Genomic DNA, 26,506 nt, shown 5'->3' with positions numbered 1-26,506 from the left:
GCAAATCCCGTCAGGACCGCCGTACCGTCTGCCACCAGGCCCGCACCTTAGGTGCGGGCCTTCTCGCTGCCCCCGCAGACCGCGCCCGCGGCGCCAGCCGCACATCAGACACAGCAAATCCCGTCAGGACCGCCGTACCGTCTGCCACCAGGCCCGCACCTTAGGTGCGGGCCTTCTCGCTGCCCCCGCAGACCGCGCCCGCGGCGCCCGCGCGGAGAGCGCTCTCGGCCTACTCCCCCCACGGCGCGGGGAGTTCATTAGCGTACGGGGATCAAGATCCACAAGAGCCCGGCGTGTGACGGGAGTCACGGAAACCCGTTTCGGGAGTGGGGAACTCGACGCCCTCCGGAAGGCTCTCGATTTAATATGTGCAATTGCACCTCCCTGGGGACGACTCCGGCGCTAGCACGCAACCACCCCCAGGACCCCACAGGCCACGCCCCCGGCGCGCACGGAACGCCCACAAACCGCCCGCGCGGCCCCACATGACCCTGCGGCGCCCCGACGCCGCCCCGGGCCGCCGCAGGCACGAAAAAGACCGCATCGGACCCGGCGGAGTCCGATGCGGTCTTGGTGAAGCTGGGTGGAGCTGGTAGAGCTCGTAGCTCCCTCCGGCGTCCCTGATGGGGGCAGGTGGCCTTCGGGCCGGGCGACGTATGGGGTGGGGGCCCCGTTAGCCGCCCAAAAGGGCTGTCAGGCCTCGCTGCGCTGCTGCGGAATGCCCGCCAACAGCGCGCGGACCTCCGCCTCGCGGTAGCGGCGGTGCCCGCCGAGCGTGCGGATGGATGTGAGCTTGCCGGCCTTTGCCCAGCGCGTGACCGTCTTCGGGTCGACGCGGAACATGGTGGCGACCTCAGCAGGGGTTAGCAACGGCTCGGCATCAGGGGTGCGAGCGGTCATGAGCGGCCTCCTCGAGAGAACCGAACCAACGCGGTTCTTTCCTCTAAATTCTGCACCTTGACCCACGTTGCCCGAAATGGCAGACGTGGGCCGAGTCGGTAATAGGACGAACGGCTTGTCCTCGGCACTACAACTACACCATCCGTCCAGCCTCGTCGGCCAAACCGATGGAATTGCCCTCTCAGGTGTTCAAGCTCGGCGGAAGCCGATGGACCGTGTCATAGCGGACAGTCACACCAACGTGACGATCAGTCACAACCTGATCATCTGCCCCATCCCCACCTTCGAAACGAGTCCGAGGAGGACCCGATGTCCCATTTTGACACGAGACATGGCGATGCAGGCAAGAGTCCGCTTACGTGCTCTCCGTCACGCTTGGGCCATTACCGCCGCTCTCGATGCCAAAAGGCAAGCTGAGAGGCGGAAGAGACACAACGAGACAACAGAGGACCCGCGAACCCTGCGCCGAAGGTCACATCGGCCCATGCGTCGAACGCGGAGTCGATGCCGGGGCCAGAGCTTCGGCGCACATTCCGCCGGAGCCCGACCGTGACCCGCGTCACGCCCCGCCTGCCCTCAGCTGGAGAACTGAAGCTCCCTGACCGCCCGCCACCGGTCGGTCAGCCGCTCGTACGCCACCCCGGCCGCCGCCGAGTCCCCGGCCCGCAGCGCGGCGAGCCCCTCGGCCACATCGGCCGCCGAGCGGTCCTCCGCGAGCGTGTCCTGACCCATCACGTGCACCAGGCCGCCGTAGTCCAGCTCGACCAGCGAGCGCGGATGGAACTCCTCCAGCCAGCGCCCCACATCGATCAGCCCGTCGATCAACGGGCCCTCGTCCAGGGCGTCCTTGAGCACCCGCAGCGCCCGCGCGACCCGCCGCCTGGCCTGGACCATGGGCGTGCGGTACCGCAGCAGCGGCTCCTTCGACTCCCCCGCGCCCGACGGCTCGTACTCCCGCTCGTCGTCCCCGACGAGGGCGAACCAGCGCACCGGCACGTGCCAGGTGGCCGAGCGGATCCACGGCCGGGCGTCCGGATTCCGCTCCCGCCAGCTCTCGTGGTCGGCGGCGGCCTGACGGCGTACGACCGGCGGCAGCATCGCGTCCAGCACCGGCTCGGGCAGCAGCTCCCCCACGTTCTCCAGGGCGAGCCAGCCGCGCAGCCGGGTGCGCCAGGGGCAGATGTGGGTGACGCCGGAGACCACGGCCACGAAGGCGTCCCCGCTCTCGTGCACCGGGACGGCCACCGGGGGCACCGGCAGGAGGTCGGCCAGGGACTGCCGTAGCTCGTCCTGAGCGGTACGCGTCAGCCCGGCCGACGCATACCGGTACCAGTGGGTGCGTTCGGGCTCTGGAAAGGCCGCCAGGGGCTCGTAGACCCGCAAATAGGCCGCGTACGGGACCAGTACCGGTGAACCGCCCACACCCGCTCCCTCGCCACGGCCTTGATGCTCCGATCGTCCCACGCGACCCCCCGCCCCGGAGGTGATCCCGGCCACTGTGAAAAACCGTCGCGGGATCACCGGAAACCAACACATGAACGCGGTCCCATGATCGCCCGCCCAGGGCCTACCCTTCTGCATATCCGGCCTCCCGCCACCCGCACGGGGAGTCGGAGGCCAGCAAGGCCAACCGGGTTCGCCCGGAAAAACTGGACTATGGGAGTCACCACCGTGACCGACGTACGACAGACCGACCACTCCTCGTCAGTCGAGTCGACCGGCTCCACCGCGTCGACCGTCCTCGCCAAACTGTTCCGATCGGAACAGGGCGGGCACGAGCAGGTCGTCCTGTGCCAGGACCGCGCATCCGGCCTCAAGGCCGTCATCGCGCTCCACTCGACCGCCCTGGGCCCGGCCCTCGGCGGCACCCGCTTCCACGCCTACGCCTCCGACGAGGAGGCCGTCGAGGACGCGCTCAACCTCTCCCGCGGCATGTCGTACAAGAACGCGCTCGCCGGGCTCGACCACGGCGGCGGCAAGGCCGTCGTCATCGGCGACCCCGACACGCTCAAGACCGAGGAACTGCTGCTCGCCTACGGCCGGTTCGTGGCCTCGCTCGGCGGCCGGTACGTCACCGCGTGCGACGTCGGCACGTATGTCGCGGACATGGACGTCGTGGCCCGCGAGAACCGCTGGACGACCGGCCGCTCGCCGGAGAACGGCGGCGCCGGCGACTCCTCCGTGCTCACCGCCTTCGGTGTCTTCCAGGGCATGCGCGCCGCCGCGAAGACCCAGTGGGGCGAGCCGACGCTGCGCGGTCGCCGGGTCGGCGTGGCCGGCGTCGGCAAGGTCGGCCACCACCTGGTGGAGCACCTGCTGGAGGACGGCGCCGAGGTCGTGATCACCGATGTCCGCGCGGACGCCGTCGACCGGATCGTCGCCCGTCACCCGCGGGTCACCTCGGTGAGCGACGCGCAGGTGCTGGTCCGCACCCCGCTCGACGTGTACGCGCCCTGCGCGCTCGGCGGCGCCCTGGACGACGCGACGGTCGCCGCGCTGACCGCCACGGTGGTCTGCGGCGCGGCCAACAACCAGCTCGCCCACCCCGGCGTCGAGAAGGACCTCGCCGACCGCGGGATTCTCTACGCGCCGGACTACGTGGTGAACGCCGGTGGCGTGATCCAAGTCGCGGACGAGCTGCACGGTTTTGATTTTGACCGCGCGAAGACCAAGGCCACGAAGATCTACGACACGACTCTGGCCATTTTCGACCGGGCCAGGACCGACGGCGTCCCCCCGGCCGTGGCCGCGGACAGGCTCGCGGAACAGCGGATCGCGGACCGTACACCGTCAGTGGAATGGCTGCGTCCGGAGGGGTCCGCGTGACCGACAGCACGGCCCGATAGCAAGTTCGCGCTAGAAGAAGGTAAAATCGGCCCTGACCAGGCAGAACAGGGCCGTGAACGACCCCTGTTCCGACGCGTGTCGTGCGGGCGACGTACCGTGCGGCGTCGGAAGCAGGTACCGTTGTGGGCCTACGGACCGGTCTCTCTCCGGGGAGGCCGCTCCGAATCATGAACGCGTGTCAAGACTCGGGGCCGCTGAGCCCCGCCGTTAAGGGGGTCGAGCCATGGGGCGCGGCCGGGCCAAGGCCAAGCAGACGAAGGTCGCCCGCCAGCTGAAGTACAACAGCGGCGGCACGGATCTCTCACGTCTGGCCGACGAGCTGGGCGCATCGTCACCGCTTCCGGTCAATCCGGAGCCTGTCGAGGACGATGACGACGAGGATGACGACCCGTACGCACAGTACGCGGATCGCTACAACGACGACGGGGACGAGGACGACGAGTCCGAGTCATCCCCCCAGCGCCGTCACGCTTGACACCTGTCACGTAGACGCACATCACCGCATGTCACGTCGGCCCGGTCCGGGGTCCCGCCCCGGACCGGGTTTCGTCGTCGGCTCGTCGGCGCTGAGGACCCCACCGCTCTACCGCGCGTAGTCGCCGGTCAGTTCGACGGCCGCCGCGCCGCTTTCGCGTGCCGTGATCTCGCCGCTCACCCAGGCCCCGACGCCCCGGTCGGCGAGGGTCGCGAGCGCGACGTCCACGGACTCCTGCGGCAGGACGGCGATCATGCCGACGCCCATGTTCAGCGTCTTCTCCAGCTCCAGGCGCTCGACCCCGCCCAGCTCCCCGACCAGTCCGAAGACCGGCGCGGGCTCCCACGTGGAGCGGTCGACGGTGGCCCGCAGGTGGTCGGGGACGACCCGCGCCAGGTTGTTGGCGAGCCCGCCGCCGGTGATGTGCGAGAAGGCGTGCACCTCGGTGGTACGGGTCAGCGCCAGGCAGTCCAGCGAGTAGATCTTCGTCGGCTCCAGCAGCTCCTCGCCGAGCGTGCGGCCGAACTCCGGCACCTGCCGGTCCAGCGACCAGCCCGCCCGGTCGAACAGCACGTGCCGGACCAGGCTGTAGCCATTGGAGTGCAGGCCCGACGACTCGATGGCGACGACCGCGTCACCGGGCCGGATCAGGTCCGCGCCCAGCACCTGGTCGGCCTCGACCACTCCGGTGCCCGCGCCCGCCACGTCGAAGTCGTCCGCGGCCAGCAGCCCCGGGTGCTCGGCGGTCTCGCCGCCGACCAGCGCGCAGCCCGCGAGCACACAGCCCTCGGCGATGCCCTTGACGATGGCCGCGACCCGCTCGGGGTAGACCTTGCCGACGCAGATGTAGTCGGTCATGAACAGCGGTTCCGCGCCGCACACCACGAGGTCGTCCACGACCATGCCGACCAGGTCGTGGCCGATCGTGTCGTAGACGCCCATACGGCGGGCGATGTCCACCTTGGTGCCGACGCCGTCGGTCGCGGAGGCGAGCAGCGGGCGCTCGTACCGCTTGAGCGCGGAGGCGTCGAAGAGTCCGGCGAAGCCGCCGAGCCCGCCGACCACCTCGGGGCGGGTGGCCTTGCGGACCCACTCCTTCATCAGGTGGACGGCACGGTCGCCGGCCTTGATGTCGACGCCCGCGGAGGCGTAGCTGGCACCGGAGAAGTCAGCGCCGGTGGAGGCGGCGCCGGTTGACTCAGACATAGCTGGGGAACCTTCGTGTCGTTCGTGCGGAGGGCTGCGTGGCTGCCGCGGAGCCTACGGGCGGCGGAGCGCGTCCGCGGCGTCCGCGCCACCGGCCAGTTCGGTCTCCAGCAACTGCTTGCCCAGCAGCTCCGGGTCGGGCAGGTCCATCGGGTACACGCCGTCGAAGCAGGCGCGGCAGAGGTTGTCCTTGGGGATGGTGGTCGCCTCGACCATGGCGTCGATGGAGATGTACGCGAGCGAGTCCGCGCCCAGCGAGGTGCCGATCTCGTCCACCGTCATGCCGTTGGCGATCAGTTCGGCGCGGGTAGCGAAGTCGATGCCGAAGAAGCAGGGCCACTTCACGGGCGGCGACGAGATCCGTACGTGCACCTCGGCGGCGCCCGCCTCGCGGAGCATCCGGACCAGGGCGCGCTGGGTGTTGCCGCGGACGATCGAGTCGTCCACGACCACCAGGCGCTTGCCGCGGATGACTTCCTTGAGCGGATTGAGCTTGAGCCGGATGCCGAGCTGCCTGATGGTCTGCGACGGCTGGATGAACGTACGGCCGACGTAGCTGTTCTTGACCAGCCCGGAGCCGTACGGGATACCGCTGGCCTCGGCGTACCCGACGGCGGCCGGGGTGCCGGACTCCGGAGTCGGTATCACCAGGTCGGCGTCGACCGGGGCCTCCTTGGCGAGACGGCGGCCCATCTCGACGCGGGAGAGGTAGACGTTGCGCCCGGCGATGTCGGTGTCGGGGCGGGCGAGGTAGACGTACTCGAAGACGCAGCCCTTGGGGGCGGCCTCGGCGAAGCGGGAGGTGCGCAGGCCGTTCTCGTCGATGGCGATCAGCTCGCCGGGCTCGATCTCCCGGACGAAGCTGGCGCCGCAGATGTCGAGGGCGGCGGTCTCGGAGGCGACGACCCAGCCGCGCTCCAGGCGGCCGAGGACCAGCGGGCGGATGCCCTGGAGGTCGCGGGCCGCGTACAGGGTGTGCTCGTCCATGAAGACGAGGCTGAAGGCGCCCTTGACCTGCGGCAGCACCTTCGTGGCGGCCTGCTCGACGGAGAGCGGGTTGCCCTCGTCGTCGACCTGGCCCGCGAGGAGCGCGGTGACCAGGTCGGTGTCGTTGGTGGCGGCGACCTTGGTGGCCCGCCCCGGGCCCTGCGGGAGAGAGGCGACCAGTTCGGCCAACTCGGCCGTGTTGACCAGATTGCCGTTGTGTCCGAGGGCGATGGAGCCCTGGGCGGTGGCGCGGAAGGTGGGCTGCGCGTTCTCCCACACGGAGGCGCCGGTGGTCGAGTAGCGGGCGTGGCCGACGGCGATGTGGCCGGTCAGCGAGCCGAGGGAGGTCTCGTCGAAGACCTGGGAGACCAGGCCCATGTCCTTGAAGACCAGAATCTGGGAGCCGTTGCTCACTGCGATGCCCGCGGACTCCTGTCCGCGGTGCTGCAGGGCATACAGCCCGAAATAGGTGAGTTTGGCGACCTCTTCACCGGGGGCCCAGACACCGAAAACGCCGCAGGCGTCCTGGGGGCCCTTCTCACCGGGGAGCAGGTCGTGGCTGAGTCGTCCATCACCACGAGGCACGTTCACGAGTCTAGGGCAGGATTGCCCATCGTCCGAACGGGCGACCCTTGCATCTCCAGGTTCTATGCGCGTAGTGCCTTGCGGGGCAAGGGCATGTGACGTGGGCCCCGCCGTTCGGGTGCCGGTCGGTTGGCCCCGCCGGTCGGGCGCCGCCGGTCCGGGCGGGGCAGCTCGGGGCGCCGGGTCGTGCCCTGGCGGGGAGGTCAGCCCAGGACGGGGAGGTACGCGTCCAGGTCGGCGCGCTCGCCGCTGGCGCTCACGGTCGCGGCGTCCACTTCCCGCGCCCAGGTCGTGCGGCCGGTCGCCAGCCGGATCCAGGTCAGCGGGTCGGTCTCCACGACGTTCGGCGGCGTGCCCCTGGTGTGCCGCGGGCCCTCGACGCACTGCACCGCCGCGTACGGCGGGACGCGGACCTCCACGGAATTGCCCGGCGCCTTGGTGGCGAGCGCGTCCGCGAGCAGCCGGACGACGGCCGCGACGGCGTGCCGGTCCAGCGGCACGTCCACGCCGGTCGCCCGCGCCAGGTCGTCGCTGTGCACCACCAGCTCCACGAGCCGCGTCACGGTGAAGTCCAGCGCCCGCATCCCGCCGAACACGTCCGGCACCACCAGATCCGTCCGCAGCGCCCGCTCCCTGCACCCGGCCAGTTCCTCGGCCGCTGCCGCCATCGCCTCGGCCGGGTCCCCCATGGCCGCAGCGGCCTCCTTGGTCGTCGCGTCCAGCCGGTCGGCGATCCCGGCCGTCGAGACGGCCCAGGTGTCCAGGTCGGTCAGCTGCCCTTTCCCGGCGGGCACGGCTTCGGCCACGTAACGCGGCAGCACCACGGTCTGCCGTACGACATGCGCGACGAGCGTCCGTACGTCCCAGCCGGGCAGCCCGCTCTCCCGCTGGAGCCGCTCCCCCGTCAGGGCGCTCACGGCCGACCGGAGATGCCCCACCTGCGCGGTGAGCGCCCCCCACGTCCGGTCGGGCTCATACGTCCGCGCGCGTCGGCGCCGTTCAACGGGCATGCGCCCGAGGTTATACGGGCCCACTGACAGCGACGGTCATCGGCGGGACGGGGCCGGGAGGGCGGGCATGAGGGCGAGACGGCGGGCGAGGGCGCTGACCTGTTTGGGGCCGAGAGCGAAGGCGTACCGCTTGAGGGCGAAGGTGGCGGCGTCCTTCATGCCCGCCTCGGCGAGACCGGCGACGAGGTCGGCCAGGATGGGCGGGCTGCTCTCGGTGAGGGAGCGGCTGGCGATGACCGCGTTGACGCACTCCGGTAGGGAGTGGTCGTGCAGGGCGACGAGCCAGCTCACCAGGTAGGTGCCTGTCGCCACGTAGTGCTGGCGGGACAGGGCGGTGCGGACCTGCTCGCCGTATCCGGCGGCCCACAACGCGGCGGTGGCGTAGACGCGCGCTTCGAGGGCGACGGTCGGACCGACCAGACGGCTCACCTCGGCGACCGACAGTTCGCTGTCGCCGTCCCGCTCCTTGGCGGCGAGCGCGGCCAGCACGGCCCTTTCGACGCCGAACGCCTCCGCGTTGTCGATGAGGAAGAGCAGCCGCCTCGCGGCTCCCATCGGGTCGGCGCGGATCTGGAAGCGGAGCAGCGTGACCAGGGCGGTCGCGTCGTCGGCGGCGCGCAGCGCCTCCAGGACCTCCAGGAAGTCCTCGTCCGGCAGGAGCGCGACCGAGGCGAGGAAGTCCTCGTAGTCGCCCGGCGCTGCCAGCAGACCTCCGAGGAGCCGGAGCCGGTCGGCGACCGGGCGGCTGTTGACGGCGGTGACCAGCTGGGCGCGGTCCCGCTCCCGGCCCGGCCCGAACGACGCGAGCAGCGCCGCGATCTCCTCGGGCGAGCGGGTCAGGGCGGTGGCGAGCAGCCGGTTGGCGTCCACCGGCCAGCCCATGTCGCGCAGCGCCTCCACGAAGTAGGGGGTCGTCTCGACGGGATGTGTGAAAGCGGCGGCGCGCATCAGGTGGCGTACGCCGTCCGCGTGGCCGCTCTCGCGGAGGGCGTCGGCCAACTCCACGACGGCAGGGGCGTCGTACGACTCGGCGGCTGCCGCGAGCGCGATCAGCGCGCGGCCCTCCATGCCCGCACTCCACAGCGCCTCGCACAACTCGGCCAGCCCGCCGGGTGTTTCGGCCTCCGCGACAGCGGTGTCCAGCAGGGTGCTCGCGAATCCCTGGAGCAGGACGATCCGCGCGTCCGCCGCCTCGGGCGGCCGGTCCCCGGTCCGCTCCTCCTCCCGCTCCTCGTCCAACGCCTTCAGGACACGGATGAGTTCGCCCGGCGACCTTCGGACGACGACCGCCGCGGCCCGCACGTACAGCTCGAACGCCTTCTGCCGACGGCCCATCGTCAGCAGCGCGTCCGCGAACCGTACGGCCTCCTCGTCCGACTCGGTGGTGGCCTCGGCCAGGACGCGGTCGGCGTCGGCGTCCAACTCCGCGGACCACAGCGCGCCGAGCAGGCCGAGGACGTACTCGGTGTACGCGTTCTCCGCGACCGTCCTGGACAGCAGCCGGTCGGCCTCGGCCGGGTATCCGGCGGCGCGCAGCGCCCGCACCGTGCCCACGACGATTTCGGGGATCTGGGTGGTCACCACCTCGATCAGCCCGTGCGGGGCCTCTTCCGCGCCGTCCACGGCGTACAGCGCCTCCAGGCACTCCACGACCGCCTGCGGGCCGCGCGCGGCGACTTCCTGGAAGGGGATGCCCCAACTGTCCCCGTTCAGAAGGGCGACGAGCGCCGCGACCTCCTGCGGGGGCCGCAACGCGCCCGCGAGGCGCAGCAGTTCCCGGGCGTGCACGCTTCTGCCCTCGACCTGCCTCAACCGCACGTACTCCCTCGCGAGGGCGCGGGGCTTCCCTCGCAGCGCCTCCTTCAGGTCGTCCGGGATCGTGAGGGCGGGCGGGGCGGGTTTCGGGCCCGGCAGCGTCTCGGACGGCGGCGGCGCCGCGTGCGCCGCCCCGTACCGGTTGCGGGCGATGGCCAGCGTGCGGCCGGTGTTGCTCAGCCGCTGCTGCGGCAACGGCCGTCCTTTGGCGAGGAGTTCCCCGCGCAGCCGCTCGTAGACGCTGGTGACCTCGATGAGGGAGTCGCCGCCGGGCAGGCCCCGGTCGAGGAGGCGGATCAGCTCGCCGGTGAAGGCGGTGTAGGTCTCGCCGGGCGGGGCGAGCGCCTTGCGGGTGGCGGCGCTCGCGGTCAGGAGGTACGACCCGGCGATACGGGTCTGCTCGGCCATCTCGACCGGCGCGTTCGCCGCGCCGCCGCCGCTCATGCCGCCGACGAGCGCGCCGCCGCTGTAGCAGCAGTCGAGGATCACGATGCGGTTCGCGTCCCGTCGGGCGCTGAGGACTTCGCGGCGTACGGAGTCGAAACCGACCGAGGTGTAGGGGCGTTGGGGGTCGGTGGACGGCAGCGTCAGCAGCAGGCCGTCGGCGTCGCTGAGACCGTGGCCCGCGTAGTACACGAGCAGCGTGTCCTCGGTCCTGCGGGCCGCGTCGTGGACCGCGTCCAGCACCTCGCCCGGCGACGCGGGTTCCGCGACCCGCACGCAGCGGTCGGGCGGCAGACCCCAGACGGTGGGGTCTTCCAGCAACTCCCCTAAGCGGGCGAGGTTGTTCGCGACGGCCGGCAGGTCGTCGAGGCCCGGGTCGGCGAACGTCGAGGAGCCGATGAGGACGGCGTACGAGCGGAGCGGGTCGGCGAGTTCCACGGCCCTACTCCACCTCGGGCGGCCCCGCGGGCGGCTGCTGCGGCTCCGCGAGGACGGCCAGCAGGCGGCGTACGGCCTCTTCGGAACCGTCCTGCCCCGACACGGTCACGGTCAGCCCGTCGGAGTCACGGGTGAAGGTGAAGCCCGATCCCGGCGGTCGCGGCGCCCGCGACTTCCACCAACCGGCGTACACCACAGCGAGGTTGGCGAAGGCCACGGCGTGCGTGAGTACGAGGTCGATGACCTCGACGGGACCCATCTCCCCGGCCGTACCGCCGGTCCGCGTCGCCAGCCGGACCTCGTCGGGACCGTCCTCGTCGGTGCGCAGCCACTCGGACAGCTCCCGCAGCTCAGCGGCCCCGTCCTCGTCCACCGCCGCAATACTCAACCGCATTACCGCCACCCCCCGCCGTCCGTTCCCGCGCCCGCCAGAACACGGTCTCACCGGATCGTGTCACAGCCGGGCGCGCGCCCGGCACCGGTTCGCCACAAGTGGGCCGGTCGGCCGGTGCGGACGGGCGCCGCGGGCGGGCCGGCGGGGCCGGACGCCGGCCGACCGCGGACCGGCCCGGTGTCCTTCCGCCGCTGGTTCACATACCTGACACGATGCCGTCACACTCGGCGGAATACCTGGTCAGGAGCGCGGGGTTCTCACCACCATGACTGTAGGAGTGACACTCCACGCGTCCGAGGCGGCGAACCAGATCGACGCCACCGTAGAACTCGCCCGTGAGGCCGCCGCCCACGGCCTGCGCTCGGCCTGGTTCGGGCAGACCTTCGGCGCCGACTCGCCGCAGCTCGCCGCGATCGTCGGACGTGAGGTGCCCGGCCTCCACGTCGGCACCTCCGCGATCCCGGTCTTCGGGCGGCACCCGCTGCTGGTCTCCAGCCAGGCCCAGACCGCCCAGGCGGCCACGCACGGCCGCTACCACCTCGGGCTCGCGCTCGGCACCAAGCTGCTGACCGAGGCCGGATTCGGCATCCCCTTCGAGCGACCCGTGGCCCGCCTGCGCGAATTCCTCACCGCTCTACGGCAGTTGACGCAGACCGGCGCCGCCGACTTCCACGGCGAGCTGCTCACCGCCACCACCCCGGTCCCCGCGCGCGTGCCGGGCGCCGAGGGCGGTGTTCCGCTCCTGGTCGCCGCGATGGGACCACAGGCCCTGCGCGTCAGCGGGGAACTCGCCGACGGCATCCTGCCCTACCTGGCCGGCCCGCGCGCCCTGAGCGAGCACATCGTCCCGGCCGTCACCGCGGCGGCGCGGGCGGCGGGCCGCCCCGCGCCCCGGATCGTGGCCCTGGTGTCCGGCGTGGTGACGGACGACGTCGACGCGGTCCGGGCGAAGGCCACGGAGCAACTGGCCTTCTACGACCAGATCCCCTCCTACGCCCGCGCCATCGAACTCTCCGGCGGCCGGCGCGCCTCCGACGTCGCGGTCATCGGCGACGAGGAGACGGTCGCGGCCGAGGTACGGCGCTACCGGGACGCCGGCGCGACCGAAGTGGTGTTCTCGGGCACCGACATCGCGGGCGAGGCGGAACGCCTGCGCACCTGGACGCTCCTCGGCGAACTGGCGGGCTGACCACGCCACTTCACCGGGCGGGCGTCGTCATTCGCTGTCGTCATTCGCCGTCGTCAATCGCCGTCGTCAATCGCCCAGGAGGTCCAGGTCGGCCTTGGTGATCGTAGGTGGTGAGGAGAAGGTCGGTGATGAGGTTGTGGTTGAGCGCGTTGCCGACCGGCGGGGGCACCTCGTGTTCGAGGAGGCCCCGGATGTCGGTCTCGCGGTGGAGACGGCGGCGGAGCTTGGCGACGACGTGTGCCGCGCGTTGGGCGCTCCAGGGGTCGGGAAAGCGGATCGGCAGCTTGCCCGTGTTGCTGAGGGTCCAGCGGCGCCCAGCCGCGCCGGCAGCCGATGACCCCCGATCTGCGGGTGCTTCAACGCGTCCGGTCAGTGGCGGACTTGGCTTGCCAGTGGGCCAGACGCTCGCGTACGAGAAAGAGGTCGCGGTGCTCGGGGTCGAGCACCTTGACCATGTCGTCCAGCACCGACGTGAGAGCGGTGACAGCGGCGGCGGCGCTCCTGTCCACGCCGAGCCAGTTGGCAAGCCTGGCACGGAGAAGGAAGGTGTGCGGATGCTCAGGGCCGAGGACCCGCGCATAGTCCTCGTACAGCTCCTCGTACGCGGCCACGGCGCCGGACGGAGCACCCGCTCTGCCCTGCCATTCGGCGAGGTGCCCACGGATGGCGAGCGTCTGATCGTGATCGGGGCCGAGCACCCGCGTTGCGTCCGCCAGGAGTTCGACGAAAGTCGCGACGGCTGAGGACGGATCGCCTGTGCCGCCTTCCTGGTGAGCGAGGTCGCTGCGGATGGCGAACATGAGTGGATCGTCGGGGCTCACACTCAGATGCGGGTTCTCCAGCCACTCCCCGAGCGCGGCGGCGGCCGTACCGTCTCCTGCCGCGCGTCGCCACAACGCGAGAAGGGGACGGACAAGGTGCGTGTACGGATGGCCGGGTCCCAGCAGGTGCTCCATGTCGTTGAGCACGTCCGTCAACGCGGCGACGGTGCCCGCAGCATCCCCCGCCCGCCCGTACCAGTTGGCGAGGACGGCACGGTTGAACAAGGTGTGCCGGTGGGCGGGGCCCAAAAGCGTGTGCGACACGCGTACGACGTTCGCGTAGTAGGCGATGGCATCGGAGACTTGGCCCGCCATTCCCAGCGACCTGCCGTTGCGGTGCAGCACGGCGTGCGACGCGGGCTCGTACAGCGCCTTCTCCGCGACCCCGATCACGGCGGCCGTGTTCGCCCGCAGCGACTGCGCCAGTTCGGTGTCCCGCTCGACCTCGGGCCAGGCTTCCACCAACCCATCGGCGGCCACCCGCGCCAGCGCGTCCTGTTCCGCCTCGGTCAAGGTGTCGCGCACCGCGCGCTGGACGAGGCGGTGGACGCGGACGGCGCGGTGCGGGGTACGGGGGCTGTGGTCGAGGAGGCTGAGGCGGTGGAGGACGCGGAGGGTGCGGACGGCGTCGTCGGAGGAGACCGTGTCCTGGGAAGGCGCTTCTTGGGCAAGCCAGTTGAGCGCCGGGGTGCCGGTGAGGACGGCCTCGGGGATGCCGTTGGGGTCGAGCATCGAGGCGAGTTGGAGCATGGGGCGGGCGAGGCCGACCGGGGCGTGGTGGTCGGCGCGGTCCAGCGACAGGGTCCAGGCGGCGGCGACGCCGGTGGTCTGGTCGTCGGGCAGGGCGGTGGGACGCAGGTCGGCGAGGCGCTGGGCGCGGTCGGCGAGGCGGGCGCGGTAGCTCGCGCAGGTGATTCCGGCGTCCACGACGTACGCCGTGGCCTGGGACATGGCGAGCGGCAGCCAGCCCAATTGGCTTCCCAGCGCCATGAGTTCGCGCAGCGGCTCGCGGTCGTGGGCGGCGAGGGCGGTGGTCAGATAGCCCTCGCTCTCCTCTTCGGTGAAGACACCGACGGTGACCTGTCGGCGGCCCCGGCCGGTGAGGGCGGCGTCGCGGCTGCGGGTGGTGACGACCGTACGGCCGGTGGGGCTGTCGGGCGGCCACAGGCCGGTGAGGTCGGCGGGGTCGGTGACGTCGTCCAGGACGACGAGCCAACGCGGCGCGTCCGGTGCGGGTTTGGGCTCCAGCCAGGCCAGGAAGGCGCGGGCGGCGCGGGCGGGGTCCTCGCGGTCCGCCCCGAGCAGCGTCTGCGCGGCCTCCGCGAGGCCGTCCACCACCGCCTGGCGGCTGGTCGCCGTGACCCACACCAGCAGGTCGAGGCGGCCGGACCGCCACGCGTCCCGGGCGTGCCGCGCGGCGAGTTGGGTCTTGCCCACGCCACCCATGCCGGTGAGGACCTGGCCGACCACGGCCGTACCGGCGTCGGTGAGCGCCGCGTCCAGGGTGCCGACGGCCTCCCGGTCCTGGAAGCAGTCCGCCTCGCGCGGGACGACGCCGATCTGTACGGGCCAGGCGGCGGGCGGGCGCGGGGGCGCGTGGTGGTGCTGGTGGAGTCCGCCGTGGACGGTGTGGGCCGCGACGGAGCCGTCAACGGCCGTTATCGTGACGGCTGTTGGGGTCCTCGTGGGCTCGTCGGGTGGAGCGCCGGGTGCGCTCAGCCCTGTGGCGGACCCGGCACCTGAGGGTCCGACGCCGGAGGGTTTCCGATCGTCACGTCACCCATTCGTACGGCGGCGGCCGAGCCGCCGTCCGCGCGGATCTCGACGTTCCCCCCGATGGCGACGCCGTCGCCTTCCGCCGAGGCCGTGGCGGGCGTCAACGCCCGTACCTCGTCAACGACGCGGCGCAGCGCCTCCGCCAACTCCCCGTCCTGCTCGACCGCTTCGTCCAGCGCGTCGGTCAGACGGCGGCGCGTCCTGGCGGACACCTCCCCGGCGTCCGCCTCCCGCGCCGCCCGTTCCAGCGCCGGGTCCTCCCCCAGCGCTCCGGAGACCAGCGTGTGCAGCCGGTCCATCCCGGCGTCCAGACCCCGGTCCACCTCCGCGTCCGCCCGCCCCGCCACCCGCCGCGCCTTGGCCACCAGCCACGCGCACACGTACCCGATCGCAATCTCCACACCGGTCACTCTTCGACGGTAGCCCCAACTCCCGTGCCGCCGCACCGAAAGCGGCGGCACTCCGGGACCGGTCCTAGTGGGGCGCGGTGGGCGGCCTCGTGGACTTCGCCCCCTACCCCTCCGCCGACCTCACCGAGGACGTGCCCCGTCAGGGGCGGGGAGAACTGCGCGACAAGCCCCCACCGGCCGGTGAACCCGAAACAACCGAACTGCCCCACCCAAGCATCGTGGCCGAGCGCGCCCACGCGGCGGCAGCCGCACATCAAACACAGCCCCGCGCCCCTAAAAACCCGTGCCCGACGCCAGGACGAAAAACGGTCCGCCCCGCCAGGGGCGCAGGTCCTCGCGGATGAGGACGAGGGCCGCTGGCCTTGCCGCAAGGCGGGGCATTGCAGGGGCGCGGGGAACTGCGCGACAAGCCCCCACCGGCCGGTGGTCCGAGACCACCGAACTGCCCCGCCGGGGCGGGTGGTGACCTGCGGGAGCGTCGTGAGTGAGCGCGCAGTTCCCCGCGCCCCTACGGGGCGCAGCTCCGTCGTGAGTGAGCGCCCCCACGCGGCACGGCGCCGTCAGGCGCCGACGGTGCCGTCGATGGCCTCGCGGAGCAGATCGGCGTGGCCGTTGTGACGGGCGTACTCGAGGATGACGTGCTGCATGACCAGGCGGAGCGAAACGTCCTCGTCGTGGCGGGAGTTGTGGACGACGAGGTCGAGGGTGGGGGCGGCGCCCTCGATGCGGCGGGAGTGGGCGACCTCGGCGTGCCAGGCGGAGAAGGCTTCGTCGCGGGTGGAGCCGGAGGCGTCGTACGCCTCCTGGAAGTCGCCGGTGGCGGACCAGACGAGAGGGATGTCCTCGCCGTCGATGATCCGGCGGAACCAGGCGCGTTCGACCTCGGCCATGTGCCGGACGAGCCCGAGCAGGCTGAGGGTGGACGGCGGCATGGAGCAGCGGCGCAGTTCGTCGTCGGTGAGACCGTCGCACTTCATGGCGAGGGTCTCGCGGTGGTAGTCGAGGAAGCCGCGCAGCGTCTCGCGCTCACCGCCCGTGGTCGGCGGGCCGGTGCGCGGGTCGGGGGTCTCGGTCTGCTCTGAGGTCACGCTCCATTCTGACCGGCCCCCCGGCGCCCGCGGCACCGGGAGGCTGTCATCCCCGAGTGGCGAACGGTCTCAGCACTCCCGCAAGCCGGGCGCCGGGTCCTGGCCGGTGTAGAGGTCGACGGCCGGGACGTTGCCCCAGGCGCCGTTGTCGAGCTGTGTCCAGTACCAGATGTCGTTCTGGCCCGCGTGCGGGTCGCCGTGGCCCCAGCAGACGAACCAGTTGAAGCCGGTGGTCAGGGTGCCGCGGGTCGCCGAGCGGTAGGAGCGGTCCGCGAAGCCCCTGGCCCCGACCTTGTTGCCGCAGTACAGACGGCCGTCGGAGCGAACACCGCACTCGGCGGCCGGCCTGACCTTCTCCTTCGCCGGAGCGGCGGCCGTGGCCGAGGCCCCGCCGGTCATGGCGAGACCGGCCGTCATCACGGCGGCGGACAGCAGCACGGCGATGTTCTTACGTGTGATCACTGCACATTCCCCTCGTTTCGTGCGCCGACGTGCGAGCGCGCGAAACGATCATGGGTGACGGCGCACAGCCCCGAGCACCGCCATACGGGTGGATCCGGCACATGCCGTCTTATGAAGCCTCCGGCAATTGCCAGGGCGCCCGATTCCCGTAAAATGTAAAGCCGTTCGTCAGACCGTTGAGACAATCGCCGGTCCACGCCGCACCACACAGATGCCCCGGCCGCGTCATCGCGGCCGGGGCACCCGGTGGACTTTCCGTCACGTCAGCGGAACGCTCAGGCGAGCAGCGCCGGAATCGTCCCCTCGTGCGCGGCGCGCAGTTCGCCCAGCGGAATGCTGAACTCCCCCTGCACGTCGATCTCGTCGCCGTCGATGACGCCGATCCGCGCCGCCGGAAGCCCCCGCGCCCCGCACATGTCGGTGAAGCGCAGTTCCTCGGAGCGCGGCACCGCGACGACGGCGCGGCCCGCGGACTCGGAGAACAGGAACGTGAAGGCGTCCAGACCGTCCGGGACGACCAGCCGCGCGCCGTGCCCGCCCCGCAGGCAGGACTCGGTGACCGCCTGGACGAGACCACCGTCGCTGAGGTCGTGGGCGGCGTCGATCATGCCGTCGCGCGACGCGGAGATCAGGATCTCGCCGAGCAGCCGCTCGCGGTCGAGGTCGACGGCGGGCGGCAGACCGCCGAGGTGGTCGTGGACGACCTGCGACCAGGCCGAGCCGCCGAACTCCTCGCGGGTGTCACCGAGCAGGTAGATCAGGTGGCCCTCGTCCTTGAAGGCCATCGGCGTCCGCCGGTTGACGTCGTCGATCACGCCGAGCACCGCGACCACCGGCGTCGGGTGGATCGCGACGTCGCCGGTCTGGTTGTACAGCGACACATTGCCGCCGGTCACCGGGGTGCCGAGCTGGAGGCAGCCGTCGGCGAGACCGCGGGTGGCCTCGGCGAACTGCCACATCACGGCCGGGTCCTCGGGCGAGCCGAAGTTCAGGCAGTCCGAGATGGCCAGCGGCTTGGCCCCGGAGGCGGCCACATTGCGGTACGCCTCCGCGAGCGCCAACTGCGCGCCCGTGTACGGGTCGAGCTTCGCGAAGCGGCCGTTGCCGTCGGTGGCGATCGCCACGCCGAGGTCGGTCTCCTCGTCGATCCGGATCATGCCGGAGTCCTCGGGCTGCGCCAGCACCGTGTTGCCCTGCACGAAGCGGTCGTACTGGTCGGTGACCCACGCCTTGGACGCCTGGTTCGGCGAGCCGACCAGCTTGAGCACCTGCTCGCGCAGTTCGGCGGAGGTGCCGGGCCGCGGCAGTTTCCCCGCGTCGTCGGCCTGGAGCGCGTCCTGCCAGTCCGGCCGGGCGTACGGGCGGTGGTACGTCGGCCCGTCGTGCGCGACCGAGCGCGGCGGCACGTCCACGATCTGCTCGCCGTGCCAGAAGATCTCCAGTTGCGAGCCCTCGGTCACCTCACCGATGACGGTGGCGATGACGTCCCACTTCTCGCAGATCGCCAGGAAGCGCTCGACCTTGTCGGGCTCGACGATCGCGCACATGCGCTCCTGCGACTCGCTCATGAGGATTTCCTCGGGCGAGAGCGTCGCGTCGCGCAGCGGCACGGTGTCCAGTTCGACGCGCATGCCGCCGGAGCCGGCCGAGGCCAGCTCGCTGGTGGCGCAGGACAGGCCCGCACCGCCGAGGTCCTGGATGCCCGCGACCAGTTGCTCGCGGAAGATCTCCAGGGTGCACTCGATGAGCAGCTTCTCCTGGAAGGGGTCGCCGACCTGGACGGCGGGGCGGCGGGACGGGCCGGTCGAGTCGAAGGTCTCGCTGGCCAGCACCGAGACGCCGCCGATGCCGTCGCCACCGGTCCTGGCGCCGTACAGGATCACCTTGTTGCCGGGGCCCGACGCCTGCGCGAGGTGGATGTCCTCGTGCTTCATGACGCCGACGCACAGCGCGTTGACCAGCGGATTGCCCTGGTAGCAGGGGTCGAAGACGACCTCGCCGCCGATGTTGGGCAGGCCGAGGCAGTTTCCGTAGCCGCCGACGCCCGAGACGATGCCGGGCAGGACGCGCCGGGTGTCGGGGTGGTCGGCCGCGCCGAACCGCAGCGGGTCCATCACGGCGACCGGCCGCGCGCCCATCGCGAGGATGTCGCGGACGATGCCGCCGACGCCGGTGGCCGCGCCCTGGTAGGGCTCGATGTACGACGGGTGGTTGTGCGACTCGATCTTGAAGGTGACGGCGTAGCCCTGGCCGACGTCCACGACGCCCGCGTTCTCACCGATGCCGACGAGCAGCGCGTCGGTCTGCGGGGCCTTCTCGCCGAACTGCTTCAGGTGCACCTTGCTCGACTTGTACGAGCAGTGCTCCGACCACATGACCGAGTACATCGCCAGTTCCGCGCCGGTCGGGCGGCGGCCCAGGATCTCGCGGATCCGGGCGTACTCGTCCTCCTTGAGGCCGAGTTCCTTCCACGGCTGCCCCGCCTCGGGCGTCTCGGCGGCGTGCTTGACGGTATCGAGGGTCATGCGGAGACCAACTTCTTCAGGACCGAGGTGAAGAATCCGAGGCCGTCGGTGCGGCCGGTGCCGATCAGCGGCTCGACGGCGTGCTCGGGGTGCGGCATGAGGCCGACGACATTGCCCGCGGCATTGCTGATGCCCGCGATGTCGCGGAGCGACCCGTTCGGATTGCCGTCCAGATAGCGGAAGACCACCCGGCCCTCGGCTTCCAGTTCGTCCAGCACGCGCTCGGCGGCGGTGTAGCGGCCGTCGATGTTCTTCAGCGGGATGGAGATCTCCTGGCCGTCCGCGTACTGCGACGTCCAGGCGGTGGCGCTGGTCTCGACCCGCAGCTTCTGGTCGCGGCAGACGAAGTGGAGGTGGTTGTTGCGCAGCATCGCGCCTGGCAGCAGATGCGACTCGGTGAGCACCTGGAACCCATTGCAGATGCCGAGAACCGGCATTCCGGCCTTCGCCTGTTCGATGATCGTTTCCATCACCGGCGAGAAACGCGAGATCGCGCCGGCCCGCAGATAGTCGCCGTACGAGAAGCCGCCCGGCAGAACCACCGCGTCGACCTGCTTGAGATCCTTGTCACGGTGCCACAGCGGTACGGCTTCGGCGCCCGCGACCCGGACGGCGCGCTGTGTGTCACGGTCGTCGAGTGTGCCGGGGAATGTGACGACGCCAACGCGCGCAGTCACGACTCCACCTTTACGGCGAAGTCCTCGATCACGGTGTTCGCGAGAAAGGTTTCCGCCATCTCGCGAATGCGGGCGAGGGCGGCGTCGTCGACCGGCCCCTCGACCTCTAGTTCAAAGCGCTTTCCCTGGCGGACGTCGGAGATCCCGTCGAAGCCCAGGCGCGGCAGTGCTCGCTGCACCGCCTGGCCCTGGGGGTCGAGGATCTCCGGCTTGAGCATGACGTCGACTACGACGCGTGCCACTTGCACTCCCGGTGGTGTGGTGCGTGAGGTTCTCTCAGCGTACCCGGTGCGAAAATCTACGCGAGTAGATATGAACGCGACCCCTAGTGCACCCCTAGATCACTGATCACGTTTATGTATCGGCCGCCGAAATGCTTGGGGAAACCCGTAGGTGAAACATAGGGTCCCGATTACGAAGCGGCACCCGGGGGAATTAACAGGTGTCACGATGTATCACGCGGTGCCCATTTCGTGGCATCGTACAAATGAAAACTTGTCGACACTCGACTTGTCGGCCCACCCGTGACACCGGGGCCCGGCGTCCGATCGCGACCGTTCCCGCTCGCGACCGCCACGACACACGGGCCGCGTGCGATCGCCGGGCCCCGGCAAGGCCGATGGCGTACGAAAGGACCACATCCCTATGGCGCAACGCGTACTGGTCACCCTCGCCGACGACCTGGACGGCGGAGAAGCGGCGGAAACCATCGCATTCGGCGTCGACGGTCAGTGGTACGAGATCGACCTCTCGTCCCAGAACGCGGACAAGCTGCGCAATGACCTGGCTCCTTACGTGGAGGCCGGCCGCCGCCGCACCCTTTCGGGCCGCGCCTACAAGCGCACGCCGATCGCCCCGACCCCGGCCACCGTCCGCGCCTGGGCGCAGTCGAACGGCTTCGAGGTCCCGGCCCGCGGGCGGATCCCCAAGAAGGTCTACGAAGCGTTCAACAAGGCCAGTTGACGGTTCCGCGACAACTCACTGACAACCGCCGTGCGAACGGGCGGGGGCGGTGGTGCCGACTGGACAGCCACCCCCACCCTTCCGCTAGTGTGTGGAGCACGCCGAGGGCAGGGCCGAAAAGGCCAGGTCAGCGGAGGTCACGCGGGTGTAGCTCAGTAGCAGAGCGCCCCCCTTCCAGGGGGGAGGGGCAGTGTGCAATTCCTGTCGCCCGCTCTGGTCGCTCCGGCCGGTCCTATGGATCGGGTAGAGTGGCCGCAGCAATGCGGACGTGGCTCAGTTGGTAGAGCATCACCTTGCCAAGGTGAGGGTCGCGAGTTCGAATCTCGTCGTCCGCTCCAGCGTCACGAAGGCCCCGGTCACCACGACCGGGGCCTTCGTCGTACCCGGGCGTCCGCTCGGCGCGTCACGGGGCGGCGGGATATATCGGTTTCTAATGGCCGCGTCCGATCGGGTACAGTGTCTGCACGGCCTGCGGACGTGGCTCAGTTGGTAGAGCATCACCTTGCCAAGGTGAGGGTCGCGAGTTCGAATCTCGTCGTCCGCTCCAGCATCGCGAAGGCCCCGGTCACCACGACCGGGGCCTTCGTCGTATCTGCGCTTCCCACCGGGGTGCTACGACCAGGTGGTGCCGGTGAGGCGCTCGTACGCCTCCACGTAGCGGGCGCGGGACTGCTCGACGACCTCGGCGGGCAGGCCGGGCGGCGGCTCCTCGCCGTTGCGGTCCCAGCCCAGTGCCGGGTCGGTGAGGTGGTCGCGGACGAACTGCTTGTCGAAGGACGGCTGCGGGTGGCCCGGCTCCCACAGGTCGGCCGGCCAGAAGCGGGACGAGTCGGGGGTCAGCACCTCGTCGGCGATGACCAGCGTGCCCTGTTCGTCGTAACCGAACTCGAACTTCGTGTCGGCCAGGATGATGCCCCGCTCGCGCGCGATGTCGCGGGCCCTGCCGTAGACGGCCAGCGTGGTCTGCCGGAGCAGCGTCGCGGTCTCGGCGCCGACCTCGCGGGCGACCTCCTCGTACGACACGTTCTCGTCGTGCTCGCCGACCTCGGCCTTGGTGGCGGGGGTGAAGATCGGCGCGGGCAGCTCGGAGCCGTCCACCAGGCCCTCGGGGAGCGCGAGGCCGCACACCGTACGGTCCCGGTCGTACTCGACCAGGCCGGAGCCGGTCAGATAGCCGCGTGCGACGCACTCGACCGGCACCATGCGCAGCGAACGGCACACCATGGTGCGGCCCGCCCATTGCGCGGGGGCGCCCTCGGGCAGCTCGGTGGAGATCACGTGGTTGGGCACGATGTCGGCGAGCAGGTCGAACCACCACAGCGAGAGCTGCGTGAGAATCCGGCCCTTGTCGGGGATCTCGGTGGGCAGCACCCAGTCGTAGACGGAGGTGCGGTCGCTGGCGACCATCACCAGCTCGCCCTCCGCGTTCTGGTACAGATCGCGCACCTTGCCGGTGTGCAGATGTACCAGTCCCGGCACCTGGACAGGCTCGGGTTTCTCGACGAATCCGGACACGGGTCGTCCTCCCCACTCGGCGGTTCAGTTCCCGATTCTCGCTTATCGGGACACCTGGGGTGCGCGGGGGTGGGCCAGAAGGGCCCTGTCGGGCCCTCAGTCGTGCTTGCAGATGCGGTCGAGGAGGTTGGCGGTGGCGCGCTGGACGCGCGGGTCGACGTGGCCGGGGCGGTCGAGCGCCGGGGACCAGGCGAAGGTGCCGGAGGCGAAGACGTACGCGCCGCTGGGGGCCTGGTAGAGCGAGGTCTCCTGGTGGCAGCGGCGGCCGTCGGTGGACTCGTACGGCGAGTGGGCCAGCAGGATGCGCCCGATGCTCTCGGGCAGCGGGGCGCGCGGGTAGTAGCGGTCGGCCTCGCCCGCGACCAGGCCGTCGATCTCGTCGCCCTCGGTGGCGCCGGTGGCCTCCCACAGCCAGTGCTCGGCGTTGCGGACGACGAGCGGCGACGGCTGGGGGACGCGGCCCGCGTACTGCACGCCGAGCACGAGCTGTTCCGGCTCGCCGAGGTCGCGCCAGAGCGCGGTGCGGCCCTTGTTGTCGCCGCGGCGCTTGCGGCAGCTCAGCAGCCGGTCCGCGTCCCCGGCCGGGGAGGCGGCCAACTCGACCTGCCAGTACATGGTGTTGGCCGACAGGAAGACCAGCGAGGTGCCCGCGTCGCGCGCGGTCTCGGCGGCCCGGCGCATCGGCTTGGACCAGTACTCGTCGTGACCGGGGAAGACCAGGCCGCGGTAGCGCGTGGGGTCGATACGGCCCGCGTGCAGATCGCGGGCGTCGGCGTACGCGAGGTCGTAGCCGTAGCGCTCGGCGAAGCGTACGAAGTCGTAGGCGTGGCCGATGTGCAGCGGAAGGCCGGCGCCCGCGTAGGGGCGATCGAAGGAGACGGTGGTGGCGGCCTGTTCCTCGCCGAGGAGCTGCCCCTTCTCGTCCCACGCGTGGTACAGGCTGGCGCCGGTCCTGCCGTCCTCGGGGTAGAGGTTGTACGCCTGCCACGTCACGTCGGGCATCAGCAGGAGCAGGTCCGCCTCGTGGGTGGCGCGGACGGTGAAGGGGACGTGGCTGCGGTAGCCGTCTGCGGTGGTGAGGACGGCCACGTAGGCGCCGGTGTTCCAGTACGTGGGGATCTGCAACCGCCAGGACTGCCACCAGTGATGGCAGGAAACCGTCCTTCCGGCGGCCAGCGGCGCGGGCTGGACGATGCCGGACAGCCGGGGGCTCGCGGACATCTTCGCGGCGCCGTCGCCGCCGTAGTGGCCGATCCGGTAGACGTCGACCGTGAACTCCTGCGGCGGGTCCACGGTGATCCGGAAGTCGATGGCCTCGCCGGGTACGACGGATCCCGCGGAGGCGAAGCCCTTGATCTGACGGCGTACGTCGTCGGCGGTACGCGGTCCGGGGAAGCGCGGGCGGTGCGCGGCGCCACCGCTGCTCACGGCCAGGTCGACGTACCAGGGGACGACCTGGCCGTCGTCGTCCAAATACTGGGAGGCGCCGCGCAGCCAGGGCAGCGGGCCCTGGCCGAAGGGGTCGGAGACCCCGTGGGCATGCGCTCCGGACTCCCACCGTCGGATCTGGTCCGTACTCATCGAAGCCCCTCCCTCACCGATCCCCGGCCGCGCTGGCTCCCGCGGTTCCCCGCTCCACCCGTCGTTCACCCATGCGGTGCAATAGTGCGGTGCACATACCCAGCACATCACAGAAAGCACCGCACCGGTTACCGTTCGTGGTGAATTATCGGAACGGATCGGGCGACGAGTGAAGCAGATTCGGTCAACCGGCGTGTGGTGAACGTCACATGACCCAGGTCAAGCGGTCGCGCCGCGCGCTCCGAGCGGTCGGAAGCAGGCGGTACGGGCCAGAAGCCGGGCGGGTTCCGCGCCGCGTGGCGCGCTGCGCGGCAGGGTGCGAGGTGGTGCCGGACGGCGTGCGGTCGTGGCCGAAACGCACCGCCCCCGGACGGCGCTCGCGCGGGGGCGACGTGGCGCTTGTCACATTGGTTGATCACGATGGCGCATCACGTCGGCTGATCACGATGGCGCATCACGTCGGCTGATCACGATGGCGCATCACGTCGGCTTTCACGGCGGCGCGCCACGTCGGCTGATCACACCAGCCGGATCGGCTTGTCGGGGCGGACGCCGACGGCCCTGAGCCAGGAGCGCAGCGGTGCCGCGTCGCCGTTCTCGACCAGGCGGAGCACCGGCCAGGTCAGATCGGCCCGGCGGGTGCCGCCGACGAGCAGCGTGGGGCCGTCGAGCCAGTCCAGGCCCGCGTCGGCGCCCGCGGTGTCCACGGCGGCGCAGCAGACGACGGCGGTGACGTGGTCGGTCAGCAGCTCACGGCCGGTGCGGGGTGGCAGCAACGGGGAGACGGGCACGGGGGTTTCCTCCGTACCGCCGCCGGTTCCGCCGCCGTTTCCGCCGCCGCCCTTGGCGTTCTCGGCCGTCGCGGCGTGCCGGGCCGCCTCGTCGCGGGCGGCGAGCGCGCCGATCCTGGCGGCCAGCTCCTCGCTGCCGCCGCGCGAGAGCCGGTCGATGACGCGGGTGAGGGTGGCGCGGCCCGGCTCGTCGGCGAGCGCGGCGGCGGCCCGTTCCGCCGCCGAGGTGCGGGCGGCGGCGGTCGGACCGGTCGTGGCCCGGTCGCCGAGGAGCAGGCCGCTGCGGCGCCCGCCGCCGATCGCGGCCGGTCCTTCGTCCTCTTCCTCGGCCGCGGCGGCGATGCCGGGCTCCGGCGGCGGCACCTCGTCCAGGACGCGTATCAGCCGGGCGGCCTCGGTGCGCCAGATGCGGTCGACGACCTCGTCCGGATAGCCGCTCCAGCTCACGGGCGCCCAGTCGGGGCCGGGCCGCTGCGGGCCCGCGTGGAAGAGCCGGGCGGCCAGCAGCGAGACGGCCTCGTCCATCGCGCCGGGCTCCTCCAGGAGATCGCAGGCCGGGCGTTCGCCCAGCCGGGTCTCGAAGCCGTCGGCCAGCCGGTCGCGCCGGGACAGCTCGGTGAGCGCGGCGACCACCCCGGCGTCCAGCCGGGACGGCCAGCGGCCCATCCGCCAGGCGGGCAGCGCGACGCGGGTGAGCAGCCGGTCCCAGCCCGCGTAGGCCAGACCCACCTGTTCCTGGGCGACGATCCGCAGCCCGTAGTCGACGGCCTGCGCGCGCTCGGAGGCGGAGGCGGCGACACCTCGCTCCATCTCGGCGACATGGACACGGCAGCCGTTCAGCAGCAGCCGGACCGTCCAGCCGAGGACGCCGAACACCGGTCGCAACAGCACAGTGCCCTCGCGGCCGTGCGCGGCGACTCCGGCCGCCGCGTCGAGGCCGCGCACGAAGCGGCGGGCGGCAGCTATCTCCGGATCGGCGGCCGGTCTTGTGCCCGCCACCACGGGCGCGAGCAGCGCGCGCAGCTCCGCGATCCGCATCCACCACATGAAGGGCGAGCCGATCACCAGCACGGGCGCGGTCCGCCTGCCCTCTTCCCTGGCGGCCTTCCTGGCCTTGCGGCCCGCGGGCCGGTCGGCCCTGCGCTCCTCCAGCCAGCTGTCGCAGTCCGGCGTCAGCTCTATCGCCGACGGCGCGGGCACCTCCATCCGCTCCGCCAGGTCGCGGACCATCCGGTAGAGGTCGGGCGCGGCGGTCTCGGCCACCGGCACCGCGGGACTGACCGCGGGGCTGGCCCGTACGATCACCGCCGCGACGGCCGCCGCGACCAGCAGCACCACCAGCGCGCCACCGGTCATCCCCCAGCGCACACCGTCCCAGCCCGAGCCGATCCGGCCGGTCGCGCCGCCCGCGTGCAGGACGACGGCGACGGCGGCGGGCAGCAGGGCCGCGCCGAGCGCGGCGCCCCGGACCCGGAGCACCGCCAGGGCACGGGAGCGCGCGACCGCCTCACCTGCTTCTCCGGCCATCGGCGACTCACCCCCTGCGCTGTGGTGACCGCCCCGATGGCGGCCTCCCCCCACTGTCGCACCGCCCACGGACATCGCAA

Annotated in this window: 21 protein-coding genes and 3 tRNA genes; 7 read left to right on the top strand and 17 right to left on the bottom strand. The window is 71.5% G+C overall.

Translation table 11 applies throughout. The annotated features are described in order from the left end of the window. Positions 1–693: 693 nt before the first annotated feature. Together bldC and ACFZBB_RS33250 are read right to left on the bottom strand one after the other, a co-directional pair. Positions 694–900: a developmental transcriptional regulator BldC gene (bldC, locus tag ACFZBB_RS33255; RefSeq protein WP_003949541.1), complete on the bottom strand. Its 207-nt coding sequence runs from the start codon at positions 898–900 to the stop codon at positions 694–696. Positions 901–1,476: 576 nt separating this feature from the next. Next, positions 1,477–2,322 carry a hypothetical protein gene (locus tag ACFZBB_RS33250; RefSeq protein WP_355336167.1) on the bottom strand — a complete coding sequence of 282 codons (846 nt, stop codon included), beginning with the start codon at positions 2,320–2,322 and terminating at the stop codon, positions 1,477–1,479. A gap of 234 nt (positions 2,323–2,556) precedes the next feature. Between ACFZBB_RS33250 and ACFZBB_RS33245 the strand changes: the two genes are divergently transcribed. Together ACFZBB_RS33245 and ACFZBB_RS33240 are read left to right on the top strand one after the other, a co-directional pair. After that, complete coding sequence (locus tag ACFZBB_RS33245; protein ID WP_391130470.1) at positions 2,557–3,726, top strand: Glu/Leu/Phe/Val dehydrogenase dimerization domain-containing protein; 1,170 nt, start codon at positions 2,557–2,559, stop codon at positions 3,724–3,726. Between the two features lie 244 nt (positions 3,727–3,970). Then, positions 3,971–4,222, top strand: coding sequence for a DUF3073 family protein (locus ACFZBB_RS33240; protein ID WP_391130467.1), 252 nt, complete (start codon positions 3,971–3,973; stop codon positions 4,220–4,222). A 108-nt stretch (positions 4,223–4,330) separates the two neighbouring features. On the opposite strand, the gene purM is transcribed toward ACFZBB_RS33240, so the two are convergent. From purM to ACFZBB_RS33215, 5 genes are all read right to left on the bottom strand, one after another. Beyond that, on the bottom strand, positions 4,331–5,428 hold the full coding sequence (gene purM / locus ACFZBB_RS33235; protein ID WP_391130464.1) for a phosphoribosylformylglycinamidine cyclo-ligase: 1,098 nt from the start codon (positions 5,426–5,428) through the stop codon (positions 4,331–4,333). A 54-nt stretch (positions 5,429–5,482) separates the two neighbouring features. After that, positions 5,483–7,000, bottom strand: a complete 1,518-nt coding sequence (purF, locus tag ACFZBB_RS33230) for an amidophosphoribosyltransferase (RefSeq protein WP_355336160.1) — start codon at positions 6,998–7,000, stop codon at positions 5,483–5,485. A 203-nt stretch (positions 7,001–7,203) separates the two neighbouring features. After that, positions 7,204–8,010 (bottom strand): sterol carrier family protein, encoded by an 807-nt coding sequence (locus ACFZBB_RS33225; protein WP_391130460.1) that lies wholly within the window; start codon positions 8,008–8,010, stop codon positions 7,204–7,206. Positions 8,011–8,046: 36 nt separating this feature from the next. Beyond that, positions 8,047–10,707 carry a caspase family protein gene (locus tag ACFZBB_RS33220; RefSeq protein ID WP_391130456.1) on the bottom strand — a complete coding sequence of 887 codons (2,661 nt, stop codon included), beginning with the start codon at positions 10,705–10,707 and terminating at the stop codon, positions 8,047–8,049. A gap of 4 nt (positions 10,708–10,711) precedes the next feature. After that, a complete protein-coding gene (locus ACFZBB_RS33215; protein WP_391130453.1) occupies positions 10,712–11,101 on the bottom strand; it encodes a hypothetical protein in 390 nt (129 codons plus the stop codon). A 232-nt stretch (positions 11,102–11,333) separates the two neighbouring features. On the opposite strand from ACFZBB_RS33215, the gene ACFZBB_RS33210 reads away from it, so the two are divergent. Then, a complete protein-coding gene (locus ACFZBB_RS33210; protein ID WP_391130474.1) occupies positions 11,334–12,290 on the top strand; it encodes a TIGR03564 family F420-dependent LLM class oxidoreductase in 957 nt (318 codons plus the stop codon). A 356-nt stretch (positions 12,291–12,646) separates the two neighbouring features. Here ACFZBB_RS33210 and ACFZBB_RS33205 read toward each other — a convergent pair whose 3' ends face one another. From ACFZBB_RS33205 to purS, 7 genes are all read right to left on the bottom strand, one after another. Further along, positions 12,647–14,581, bottom strand: a complete 1,935-nt coding sequence (locus tag ACFZBB_RS33205; RefSeq protein ID WP_391130450.1) for a tetratricopeptide repeat protein — start codon at positions 14,579–14,581, stop codon at positions 12,647–12,649. A 245-nt stretch (positions 14,582–14,826) separates the two neighbouring features. Next, positions 14,827–15,288, bottom strand: coding sequence for a hypothetical protein (locus tag ACFZBB_RS33200; RefSeq protein WP_391130447.1), 462 nt, complete (start codon positions 15,286–15,288; stop codon positions 14,827–14,829). Positions 15,289–15,857: 569 nt separating this feature from the next. Continuing rightward, entirely contained in the window at positions 15,858–16,385 is a 528-nt protein-coding gene (locus tag ACFZBB_RS33195; protein ID WP_391130444.1) for a DUF664 domain-containing protein, read from the bottom strand. 69 nt (positions 16,386–16,454) lie between these two features. Then, a complete protein-coding gene (locus ACFZBB_RS33190) occupies positions 16,455–16,847 on the bottom strand; it encodes a hypothetical protein (RefSeq protein WP_391130442.1) in 393 nt (130 codons plus the stop codon). Between the two features lie 275 nt (positions 16,848–17,122). After that, positions 17,123–19,372 (bottom strand): phosphoribosylformylglycinamidine synthase subunit PurL, encoded by a 2,250-nt coding sequence (gene purL / locus ACFZBB_RS33185; protein WP_391130439.1) that lies wholly within the window; start codon positions 19,370–19,372, stop codon positions 17,123–17,125. Beyond that, positions 19,369–20,049, bottom strand: coding sequence for a phosphoribosylformylglycinamidine synthase subunit PurQ (gene purQ / locus ACFZBB_RS33180; protein ID WP_391130436.1), 681 nt, complete (start codon positions 20,047–20,049; stop codon positions 19,369–19,371). The genes purL and purQ overlap by 4 nt, the downstream gene beginning before the upstream one ends. After that, entirely contained in the window at positions 20,046–20,291 is a 246-nt protein-coding gene (purS, locus tag ACFZBB_RS33175) for a phosphoribosylformylglycinamidine synthase subunit PurS (protein ID WP_093716007.1), read from the bottom strand. The genes purQ and purS overlap by 4 nt, the downstream gene beginning before the upstream one ends. A gap of 403 nt (positions 20,292–20,694) precedes the next feature. Between purS and ACFZBB_RS33170 the strand changes: the two genes are divergently transcribed. From ACFZBB_RS33170 to ACFZBB_RS33155, 4 genes are all read left to right on the top strand, one after another. After that, entirely contained in the window at positions 20,695–21,012 is a 318-nt protein-coding gene (locus tag ACFZBB_RS33170; protein ID WP_188284161.1) for an Lsr2 family protein, read from the top strand. 141 nt (positions 21,013–21,153) lie between these two features. Next, positions 21,154–21,225: transfer RNA gene (locus tag ACFZBB_RS33165), tRNA-Gly, on the top strand. Between the two features lie 49 nt (positions 21,226–21,274). Beyond that, positions 21,275–21,350, top strand: a tRNA-Gly gene (locus ACFZBB_RS33160). Positions 21,351–21,483: 133 nt separating this feature from the next. Then, positions 21,484–21,559: transfer RNA gene (locus ACFZBB_RS33155), tRNA-Gly, on the top strand. 65 nt (positions 21,560–21,624) lie between these two features. On the opposite strand, the gene ACFZBB_RS33150 is transcribed toward ACFZBB_RS33155, so the two are convergent. From ACFZBB_RS33150 to ACFZBB_RS33140, 3 genes are all read right to left on the bottom strand, one after another. Beyond that, on the bottom strand, positions 21,625–22,527 hold the full coding sequence (locus ACFZBB_RS33150; RefSeq protein WP_391130434.1) for a phosphoribosylaminoimidazolesuccinocarboxamide synthase: 903 nt from the start codon (positions 22,525–22,527) through the stop codon (positions 21,625–21,627). Positions 22,528–22,623: 96 nt separating this feature from the next. Next, a complete protein-coding gene (locus tag ACFZBB_RS33145; RefSeq protein WP_391130431.1) occupies positions 22,624–24,108 on the bottom strand; it encodes a N,N-dimethylformamidase beta subunit family domain-containing protein in 1,485 nt (494 codons plus the stop codon). 518 nt (positions 24,109–24,626) lie between these two features. After that, on the bottom strand, positions 24,627–26,426 hold the full coding sequence (locus ACFZBB_RS33140; protein ID WP_391130428.1) for a hypothetical protein: 1,800 nt from the start codon (positions 26,424–26,426) through the stop codon (positions 24,627–24,629). Between the last annotated feature and the right edge of the window lie 80 nt (positions 26,427–26,506).

The organism is Streptomyces sp. NPDC008139, assembly GCF_042957025.1.
Taxonomy (GTDB): Bacteria; Actinomycetota; Actinomycetes; order Streptomycetales; family Streptomycetaceae; genus Actinacidiphila.
The sequence above is the reverse complement of the archived record's forward strand: the minus strand, read 5'-3'. Positions and strand labels throughout refer to the sequence as shown.